The 11,545-nt window shown below is 40.6% G+C and carries 2 protein-coding genes; both read right to left on the reverse strand.

Annotated elements, in window-relative coordinates:
* Positions 1-32 precede the first annotated feature (32 nt).
* A complete protein-coding gene (locus V7K84_RS24830; RefSeq protein ID WP_334841957.1) occupies positions 33-5,846 on the reverse strand; it encodes an AAA family ATPase in 5,814 nt (1,937 codons plus the stop codon).
* A gap of 87 nt (positions 5,847-5,933) precedes the next feature.
* On the reverse strand, positions 5,934-11,441 hold the full coding sequence (locus tag V7K84_RS24835; protein ID WP_334841959.1) for a trifunctional serine/threonine-protein kinase/ATP-binding protein/sensor histidine kinase: 5,508 nt from the start codon (positions 11,439-11,441) through the stop codon (positions 5,934-5,936).
* Positions 11,442-11,545: the final 104 nt, after the last annotated feature.

Here is an 11,545-nt window from a genome sequence, read left to right on the forward strand (position 1 = left end):
TTCTTAGCTAAAGTTGGTCTACTCAGTACTCTTTATTGCCGCACTGGAATTGCGATCGCAAACTCTGTACCTTTTCCTGGAGAGGAGTTGCAGTGTATTGAACCCCCGTGTTTTTCCACAACAATTTGACGGGCGATCGCTAACCCTAAACCCGTTCCTTTTCCCACAGATTTTGTCGTAAACAAATGGTCAAATATCTTTTGCTTGACTGCTTCATTCATGCCATTAGCATTATCAGCAATCGTTATTTTCACTTGATTATCTTTCAATGAGGTTTGAATTGTAATCTTGTTAGGATTTTCTTGGATTTCTGCAAAATTTCGCCCAGTATTCGACTCATCCAAGGCATCAATGGCATTAGCTAGGATATTCATAAATACCTGGTTTAATTGTCCAGGAAAACATTCAACTTGAGGCAAACTGCCATAATCGGTTATTACTTCAATTGCTGGACGTTGCTCATTGGCTTTGAGGCGATGTTTGAGAATTAAAATTGTACTTTCAATCCCTTCATGAATTTTAAATGGCACTTTGTAATCTTTATCGGCACGAGAGAAAGTTCTTAAACTAGTGCTGATATTTTTCAGGCGATCGCACGCCATCACCATTGAATCTATTGCCTTGGGTAAATCTTCTAAACTATAATCTAGGTCAATTTCTTCTGCATGGTCAATAATTTCAGCACCCGGATTAGGTAAAGTTTCTTGATAAAGTTTCAAATGTTGCACAACATCAGCAATAGTAGGTTTAGCTTGTTTGAGGCTTGCAGCAATAAAGCCCAAAGGATTATTCATTTCATGGGCTACGCCAGCAACTAAATTACCCAGTGCAGACATTTTCTCACTTTGAACAATTTGTAATTGGGCTTGCTGTAAATCTTCTAAGGCTGTTCCGAGTGCTTGAGATTTTTCTGTAACTGCTAATTCAGCTTGTTTGCGATCGCTAATATTAATGGTTGTTCCAACTATGCGATAAACTTTGCCCGTCCGATCTTTTAATGGACTGAGTGTGGTTAACCACCAAGTTTTTTGATGATTAAATGTTAGACATTCTTCATAGGTGATCGGTATTCCGCTTTGGAAACAACGCAGATGATTTTGATATATTACGGCAGCTTCATCACCATGTAAGTCTTGGGGAGTTTTACCTAGTACTTCCGAAGCAGGTATACCAACTGCTAATTCGCACGATTTACTCCATCCTGTGAACTCAAACTTACCATTATCCCGGATATCAATCACAAAGATCAGACAGCCAACACCTTCGTAAATACTACTGAGAAACTTTTCTCGTTCCTGGAGATGATTATATAACTGGGCATTTTCTAAAGAAATTGCGGCTTGAGTGCAGAGGAAATTTACAACAGAAAGGCGATCGCTAGTAAATACCCCTTGAGTCAGTTGATTTTCTAGGTAAACAATCCCTACTAAACGTCCTTGATTAATAATCGGGGTACATAATACACTCTGGGGTTGTGTTCGGTGCATATATTCCCCAATCAACCCAATAGTATCTGTTTTGCAATTGTCTATAACAACTGTTTCTTGAGTATTTTTGACGTAATTGATAATTTTTGCGGGAATATCTTGACAATTAGCGAGTGATTGTGGTTCCAGAATGGTTTGTATTTGGTTATGATTGATAAAGGTAATTGCCCTAACTTGCCAAATATCATCTTGGGGAAGAATTAATACAGCTTTTTTCGCGCCGGAGTTTTCTAGGATAATGTGGGTCAAGCTGGCAATGAGTCGATCTAATTCCAGAGAACTGGAGATAGCTTGAGCGGCTTTGAGGACAGAGGTAAAATCTAATGTCTGGGAAATACTAGTACTGCCAGTGGTAGAAGTGCGAGTAGATGAGGAAGTGCTACGAAAGCTAATAGTTTCTAGGGTATTGAAGTTGATTCGTTGCTGTTGCAGAATCGATTGGAGTAGTTGGGGATAGCGTTTTTCTAGGTCTTCTATTTTGGCTTTTGCGCCCCAACGAGCGTAACAGTAATATGCTTCTTGCATATATGCTTGGGCAACTCTTTCTTTACCCCAATCGAGATAAAATTTGGCTACTAGTTCATTGCTAAGTGCTTCTTCTTGGATGTAGCCGTTGGCTTTAGCTAGAGTTATGGCGCGATCGTAATTTTCAAGTGCTTCTGCTTTATTGCCCAAAACTCGTTGTTTTTCAGCCTCAACTAAATGCCATTTATGCAGATGATTTGTGGGAGCATTTTGCGCACAACGGTGCAGAGTGGTTTGATGGATTTCTACCTGGGCAAGAATTACGGAAAGTTCAATTTCTGGCTGGGTGGAAAATTGGGCTAGGTATGTCAGGGCTGCGTATAAATGGGAAATCGGAATAAAAATCAATCCTGATACCGCGAGTAAATACTTTTCCCCTTCCTCAATGTAAGCGATCGCAGCTTTGTAATCACCAAAAGAATAGGCAAGCAACAGTTTGTAGATATACAACTCAGCCATCACCGTGAGTTCATTAGCCTGACGATGTTTGGGAATCATCACCGTTTCATCGTAGATACTGCCGCTTAAACAATCGGGCTGAATTTGGGTTTCTCTGAAGTTCTGTGCCGCTTGCCGCATAATACTTACATAAGTCTGGGCAGAATGTTGCTTCGCCTGAGTTAAGGCGGCGTTGTAACTTGCGATATCTAATTCCAAATTGCTGAGTTCAGAGCCACTCCAAAAGACCGCATAGCTGTAACAACAGACGTTATAGCCAGCGTGTAAAAAATCGCCAGTTTCCATACCAGAGGTAAAACCAGCTTTCAGCAACGGTATTGTTGCCGAGAGAGCTTCTTGGTGATGCTGAATAAAGCCACCAAACAACATGGAAATTATGGATTTGAATTCCCGCACATTGAACCGATCTAGCAAATTCAATCCCAATTGCCCAAAATCGTAGCCCCCTTCAACCTCTCCCAAAAAGGCACACAGCACCATTCCGTGCAGCGCATACCCCACAGTTGAGGCGGGCGTATTCCCAAACTGAAGCGATAGGCTGACCATTGTGCAGCTAATCAGGGGCAATAAACCCGGCATTCCTTGGAAAACGGGTGCAAACAACATCCCTAACAGTTGCATGGCTGCCTGTGCTTGGGGATCTGTCATCGCTGGTAAGTCAGCTAGTTCCTCAATCCGTTTGCCTTCAAGTTGACTAGCAAGGACTTGTAAAGCTTTACCAATCTCAGCATTGTTTGGCTCAATGGGTAGCTCAACCCCCAATTGTTTTAAAGCATCTCTGCCAACTGCGATCGCTTCTAATAGTCTGCTCTGGGCTGTCTGGGCAGCAATTTGAATTTCGTAAATTTTAACTTTGTCTAAAATTGTCTGGGCTGATTGCAACACCTGTACTGCTATCTGTTCCATACCATCAAAGTCAGCATTTAAGTAGGCGGCTTCGGCGGCGGCAACATAGAAACTCAAGGTCAATTCATATTGCTCTTGCCAGCAATTCACTGCGAGCAGCTCAATCCCAGTTTGTAAATAGGCTCTGGCAGCAGCATAAGCAGTAGAATTTTTAGCTTTACCTGCTGCTGCTAAGTTAAGTCGAGCCAAGGCTTCTCGCTGGTGCGGTTGGGCGATCAACTCTTGCCCTAAATTCAAATGTCCAACAATATCAAACAGTTTTTCTTCTTGTTCTATTTGAGAGGAATTTTCTAGAAGTAATTGACCAATTTTGAGATGAGTTGCTTGTTTTTGGTTATCAGGAATTAAAGAATAGGCAGCTTGTTGTACTCTGTCATGCAAAAATCTATATTTGGCTAATTGTTTATTGGTATTCCCAGTTGAAAGCGCCAATCGATCGTGATTTTCTCCCTGATAAAATTTATAAACATCACTAATTGGTAAAATCAACCCTTCTTGTAAAGCTTTCCATAAACTAGCAGCTGTTTCAATTTCTGATGACTCCCAAACAATCGCCAAAGTTGCTAAATCAAATTGATTGCCAATGCAAGCAGCTAACTGCAATACATTTTGAGTTGATTGAGGTAGTCTTCGTAATTGAAATACCATAAATTTTACAACATCATCTGTCACCGCTTGCTGATTTATTTGGGTGATATCACATTGCCAATACCCTGATTCAAAGTTAAATTCAATTAATCCATCTTGGTGTAATGCCTTGAGAAACTGTATGGCGAAAAACGGATTACCTTGAGTTTTCTGAAATACCAATTGAGAAACAGGTAATGCCGAATCTTTTGTAGATTTAAGTGTGTCAGCAACTAATTGATTCACTTGCAATTGACTCAGAGGCGCTAAAGTAATCGTATTAATTGTGGCTGCTGTTTTTTGGATATCATTCAAAGTCAACATTAATGGATGTGCTGAATTGACTTCGTTATCACGATAAGCACCAATTAAGAACAGATGTTTTGTATCAGCCATTAATAACTGTATTAACATCAACGATGCTGAATCAGCCCATTGCAAATCATCTAAAAACATCACTAATGGATGTTTTTCACTGGTAAAGACTTGGGTAAATTTCTGAAATAATAAATTAAACCGATTTTGGGCGGCAGTTCCTGATAATTCTGTAGCAAGTGGTTGTTGACCAATAATTCTTTCTAATTCGGGGATAACTTCAATAATTACCTGTCCATTATCACCTACAGCTGCTAATATATTAGTTTTAAATTGCTGGATTTGAGCATCGCTTTCGGTTAATAATTGCCCCATTAAATCGCGGAAGGCTTGCACAAAAGCACTAAAGGGAATATTTCGCTGAAATTGGTCATATTTCCCTTTGATAAAATAACCGCGTTTTTTGATGATTGGTTTATGAACTTCGTTAACTACAACAGTTTTACCAATACCCGAAAAACCAGCCACCAGCATCATTTCTGTCGCACCTGTACTAACGCGCTCAAATGCTTGCAGGAGAGTTTCTACTTCTGTTTCTCGTCCATAAAGTTTATCGGGGATAATAAAGCGATCGCACACATCCCTCTGTGCAATTTGAAAACCGTTAATTATACCATCAACTTGTAGCTGATCTAAACAATTTTCTAAATCAAACTTCAATCCCAAAGCACTCTGATATCTGTCTTCAGCATTTTTTGCCATCAATTTACTGACAATCTCTGAGATTACAGACGGGATTTGTGGGTTAATTTCATGTACTAAAAGCGCTGGTTTGGCAATATGAGAATGTACCAATTCCATTGGATCGTTTGATTGAAATGGCAAAACTCCAGTGAGTAATTCGTAGAATGTCACACCCAAAGAATAAAAATCTGTGCGGTAGTCAATGCCCCGATTCATCCTTCCTGTTTGTTCTGGGGAAATATAAGCAAGTGTCCCTTCTAATATATTGGGATTGATTAGTGTCTGCGTTTCTCGTGGTAGTAAAGATGCAATACTAAAATCGATTAATTTAACTTGTTTGGTTTCGGGATTAATTAAAATATTGGCGGGTTTGATATCTTTATGAATAATCCGCTCTCGGTAGAGTATATCTAAGGTGTTGCAGAGTGCGATCGCTATTTCTAAAAATTCTTCACTAGACGCGATATATTGCATCCCTGGTGAGGTGAAATAATCTTTGAGAGAAATCCCCCCAAAATCTTCCATCACCAACGCATAGCCATTTTGGTAGGATTCTAGGCTATAAGTTTGGACGATTAACGGTGAGTTAAGATTTTTAGCTATGGTGTACTGATTGCGAAACGACAAGAGTTCGCTGAAACTGGGATAAGGATTTTTCAGCAGTTTAGTCACTACCGGTAATGAGTCAGTCTCTCGAACCCCTCGATAAACTAGGGTTCTGGAACCATTGTAGAGTTCTTCACTAATGCGATATCCGGGAATATTTATAAAGATACTCACCATGTTGCTAAATCTGCGAAACTTCCAAATTTAGTATTCCCAAAAAAGATCCCCAACTTCGCGAAAGTTGTCCGGGATCTGCACCCTAAACTATAACGGAATTTCAATGATAAATTCTGTACCTTCTCCCGGTGCAGAAATGCAACTTAAATTACCCCCATGTTTTTCTACCACAATCGAATAGCTAGTTGATAATCCTAAACCTGTACCGCTACCTATTGATTTCGTCGTAAAAAATGGATTAAATATCTTATTCTGCACTGACTCGCTCATCCCTATGCCGTTGTCTGCAATGCGGATAACTACCTTTTTTGCTTCTCTGAATTCTGTCTGAATTATAATAGTCGGTTGACGATTTACATCTGATTCTTCTAAAGCATCAATGGCATTGTTGATAATATTCATAAATACTTGATTCAGAGCAGAGGCATAACAATTAACTAAAGGGAGTTGACCATATTTTTGAATAACTGCAATCTCTGGATGTTTACTATTACTTTGAAGTCGATGTTGCAAAATTAACAGCGTACTATCAATGCCAGAGTGAATGTCTACTGATTTTATTTCTGATTCATCCAAACGGGAAAAGTTTCGCAGTGACAGCACAATTTTACGGATGCGATCTGCTCCTACTCTCATCGATAACAGGAGCTTTTGTAAATCATTAGATATAAATTCTAGCTCAATATCGGCAATTTTTTCGGCAATTTCTGGCAATGGTTGCGGATAAAGTTCTTGATATAAATTATTTAATTCAATTAAAGATGCCACATATTCACTCGCTGGTTGTAAGTTGCCATAGATGAAATTAATCGGATTATTAATTTCATGAGCAATTCCAGCAACTAACTGTCCTAAACCGGACATTTTTTCTGATTGAATTAGTTGGGATTGAGTCGAGTAAAGTTTCTCCAGTGTTGATTCTAGCTGAGTGGCTTTTTCTGTGATTTCCTGGGTGCGCTTTTCTACTTTTTGCTCCAGAGTATGGGAATAGTCCTCTAATTTGTGATATAATAGTGCATTTTCTAGAGAAATTGCTGCTTGAGTAGTGAGGAAATTGAGAACTTGTAAGCGATCGCTTGTAAATGCCCCCGTCACTAAATTATTTTCTAGATATAAAATGCCCATCAACTTACCTTGATGCAAAATCGGGCTACACAAGATACTATACGGCTGCTGACGAATAATATAGGGGTCATTGGCTAAGGCCCGATCGGCACTTGCATCAATTAACATAGTGGTCTGCCTGTTGTGCAAGACTTTGTAAATCAACTTCAGGGGAATATCCTGGCTATCTTCAACGGGAAGGCTCTGCAACACCACTGGCTCTGTCCCCAGGGTAATTGACCCTTTGATCGATAGGCGCTTGTCTTGCAAAAGCATTAATACGCATTTATCAGCCCCCGCATTTTCAATGACGATCGCCAGCAATACTGAGAGCAATTTTTCGAGTTCGATTTCCCCTGACAGAGTTTGAGAAGCTTTAAGAATGGCAGCTAAATCTAAAGCAACAGAGACATTGCTGCTGGAAGTGGGGGAACTAGTGGATGCCAAGATAGTTTCATTAATTGACAGGGAAGAACGGGTTTGCTGGAGGATGGGAGCAAGCAGTTGGGGATAGCGTCTTTCTAAGTCAGCAACTTTGGCTTTCGCACCCCAACGAATATAGCTGTAGTAGGCTTCAATCATGTATTCCCCAGCGATCCGCTGTTTGCCCCAGTCAAGGTAAAATTTTGCCGCCAGTTCATTGGCTAAAGCTTCTTCATTAATAAACTGATGTGTTTTAGCCAGAGCAATGGCTTGGTCATAATACTCACTGGCTACGGCTTTTTCACCCAACACTCGATACCGTTCAGCCTCCACTAGATACCATTTATGCAAGTGATTCATCGGGGCATTTTCTGCCCATTGATGCAGAATTGTTTGGTGGGTTTTTGCCTCAAGAAGAGTTTGGGCTTGCTCTGCTTCTGGCTGGGTGGGGAAGAGTGCTAGGTATGTGAGGGCAGCATAAAAATGGAAAACGGGAATATGTACCGCCCCTGCTGCTGCCATAAAATAGGGCTTGATTCCGGTGATATACTCAAGGGCTGCATGATAATTGCCCCAGAGAGCAGCAAGCATCAGCTTGTAGATATAGGCGTAGGCGATCGCGGTGAAATCGTTATCCTGTTGGTGCTTTGGCAGCATAATTGTTTCATCGTAGGCAGTGCCCATTAAGCGATGGGGTTGGCTCCCTGTTTCTCTCAAATTGTCCACCACTTGCCGCACTGCATCCAATAAGATACACGCCGCATTTTGTTTCGCCTGAGTCAGAACCACACTGTAAGGAACTAATTCGGCTGACAATGTATTTAAATTTACACCAGCGAACAGCGCTATATGCCCGTAACATTGTATGCTATAGCCAGCGTACAGAAAACTGCCTGTTTCCATACCATTGGTGTAGCTAGCTTTCATCGTCGATAGCGTTGCCAAAAACGATTGCTGGCGATGTTGGATGAAAGCCCCAAAGAAGCTTAAAGGGAGACACTTTATACCCGGATCGTTCAATTTTTCCAGCAACGAGAGAGCTAAAAGACCAAACTTGTAGCCAGCTTCAACTTCGCTCAAAAAAGCACATAGCACCATGCCGTGAATCGCATATCCTACCGTCGAGGCGGGGGTATTGCCAAACTGGAGCGACAACCGTACCATTGTTGCGCTCAACAGGGGCATTAAACCCGGATTTCCCAGTAATACTGGTGCAAACAATATTCCTAATAATTGCATTGCGGCTTGAGCTGTGCGATCGCTCATCACAGGTAAGTCAATCAGTTCAGCAATTTCTCTACCTTGGAGTTGCTCTTTTAGGTATTCCAGGGCTTTGCCGATTTCGGCTGACTCTGGCGCACTCAGTAAATCCACCCCTAATTGACTCAGGACATCTGCGCCAACGGCGATCGCCTCTAATATTTGGCTCTGAGCCGTTAGTGCCACAATTTTAATTTCGTAGATTTTCACTTTGTCAAAAATGGTCTGGGCGTTCTGCAAAACCACTCCAGCCATCTCTTCCATGCTCTCAAAGTCACTATTTAAATAGCTGGCTTCGGTTACTGCCAAATGCAGGTTCAAGGCTAATTCGTACTGTGTTTGCCAGCAGTCGGGCTGGAGTAAGGAGATCCCAGTTTGGAAATACACTCTGGCGGCGGTGTATGCAGTAGCATTTTTGGCTTTACTACCGGCTTTGAAATTGAGTTGAGCTAGGGCTTGGCGATCGCTTGCTTGACTAATTAACTCAATTCCTAAATTCAAATGCCCAACCAGATCGAAGAGTTTTTCTTCAATCTCTAACTCAGACAAATTTTCTCTCAGTAATTGTCCAATTTTCAGATGAGTTACTGTTTTTTGTTCATCGGAAATCAGGAAATAAGCTGCTTGCTGTACTCTGTCATGTAAAAATCTATATGAAGCTGTCCTTTGTCCTACCCTGCGGGAAGCCGCTAGCGCGTCTATGTCATTTGTCATTTGGTTGTCATTTTCTAATGACCAATGCCCAATGACCAATGACGAATCTTGATAAAATTTATAAACCTCGCTAATCGGTAAAATCAACCCTTCTTGCAATGCTTTCCACAAAGCAGCCGCCGCATCAATTTGGCATTGTTCCGAAACAATTGCCAAAGTTGCTAAATCAAACTGGTTGCCAATACAAGATGCTAACTTGAGGATATTCTGGGTTGCTAATGGTAATTTCTCTAACTGCAACGCCATAAATTCAACGACATCATCTGTAACTGCATGTTGATTAACTTGGGAAATATCACATTGCCACCCTCCCGTAGCCCTGCCTTGGCAAGAGGGGGTAAACTTAATCAGTTGCTCTTGATGTAATGCCTTCAAAAACTGGATAGAAAAAAACGGATTTCCTTGAGTTTTTTGAAACACTAATCGAGAAAGAGGTGATGCCAAATCCTGGGAACATTTAAGTGTGTCAGCAACTAATTGATTGACTGTTTTTGGATTCAGTGGTGCTAAGGTAATTGTATTAATCGTTGTTTGGTTTTTTTCAATCTCACTCAAAGTCAACATTAATGGGTGTGCTGGATTAACTTCGTTATCACGGTACGCACCAATTAACAGCATATGCTTTGTATCAGCCATCAATAGCTGCATTAACTTCAGTGATGCTGAATCTGCCCATTGCAAATCATCTAAAAATATCACTAAGGGATGTTCAGCAGTGGTAAAAATTTGGGTAAATTTTTGAAATAATAAATTAAATCTATTTTCTGCCGCCGTTCCTGATAATTCTATGGCGGCTGGTTGTTCGCCAATAATTCTTGATAATTCGGGGATAACTTCAATAATTACTTGTCCATTTTCACCAACTGCTGATAATATTTCGTTTCTCCATTGCTGAATTTTTGCATCGCTTTCGCTTAACAGTTGCCCCATTAAATCTCGGAATGCTTGCACAAATGCACTGAAGGGAATATTGCGTTGAAATTGGTCATATTTGCCTTTGATAAAATAACCGCGTTGGCGCACAATCGGTTTATGAACTTCGTTGACAATCGCCGTTTTACCAATTCCCGAAAAACCTGCTACCAGAATCATTTCTGTTGCACCCAAGCTAACTCGCTCAAATGCTTGGAGGAGGTTTTCAACTTCGGTTTCTCGTCCATAGAGTTTGTCTGGGATGATGAAGCGATCGCACACATCCCGTTCTCCAATTTCAAAAAATTTTATCATACCATCAACTTGTAGCTGATGTAAACAATTTTCTAAATCAAATCTCAGCCCCAATACACTCTGATAGCGATCTTTAGCATTCTTCGCCATCAATTTGCTGACAATTTTTGAGATCGCAGATGGAATTTCGGAATTAGTTTCAGATACTAATGGTGCAATTTTTGCAATGTGACAATGCACTAACTCCATTGGCTCCTTTGATTGAAATGGCAAAACTCCAGTCAGTAATTCGTAGAAAGTTACGCCTAAAGAATAAAAATCAGTCCGGTAGTCAATTCCCCGATTCATTCTGCCTGTTTGTTCTGGAGAAATATAAGCTAGTGTCCCTTCTAGCACATTGGGATTTATTAGGGTTTGCGTTTCTCGTGGTAGCAAAGATGCAATACTAAAGTCAATTAATTTAACTTGTTTGGTTTTGGAATTAATTAAAATATTGGCGGGTTTAATATCTTTATGAATAATCCGCTCCCGGTAGAGTACATCTAAGGTATTGCAGAGTGCGATCGCTATTTCTAAAAACTCCATCAAAGATTCTAAGTTTCGCCCAATTTTCCACTCCCCACTCCTTAATCCCCAATCCTTGAGAGAAATCCCCCCAAAATCTTCCATTACCAACACATAACCATTTTGATACGGTTCTAGGCTATAGGTTTGGACGATCAGAGATGAGTTGAGATTCTTAGCTATGGTGTACTGATTACGAAACGACAAAAGTTCGCTGAAACTTGGATAAGTATTTTTCAGCAGTTTGATCGCTACGGGTAATGAGTCAGTCTCTCGATATCCTCGATAAACGATGGTTCTAGAACCATTGTAGAGTTCTTCGCTAACCTTATATCCGGGAATATTGACTCTCGTACTAACCATACTGCTAAATCTTTAAGACTTCAGATATAGTGTTCCCAGATATAAAGCAAACCCGTCGCTCCACGACTTGAAATTTTGAGGATTTAGAGTCAAAGAAAATCGGT

The sequence above is a fragment of the Nostoc sp. genome, assembly GCF_036917315.1.
GTDB lineage: Bacteria > Cyanobacteriota > Cyanobacteriia > Cyanobacteriales > Nostocaceae > Nostoc.

Coding starts and splice junctions, on each gene's coding strand:
- V7K84_RS24835 (WP_334841959.1), bottom strand. CDS start 11,441: ATGGTTAGTACGAGAGTCAATATTCCCGGATATAAGGTTAGCGAAGAA.
- V7K84_RS24830 (WP_334841957.1), bottom strand. CDS start 5,846: ATGGTGAGTATCTTTATAAATATTCCCGGATATCGCATTAGTGAAGAA.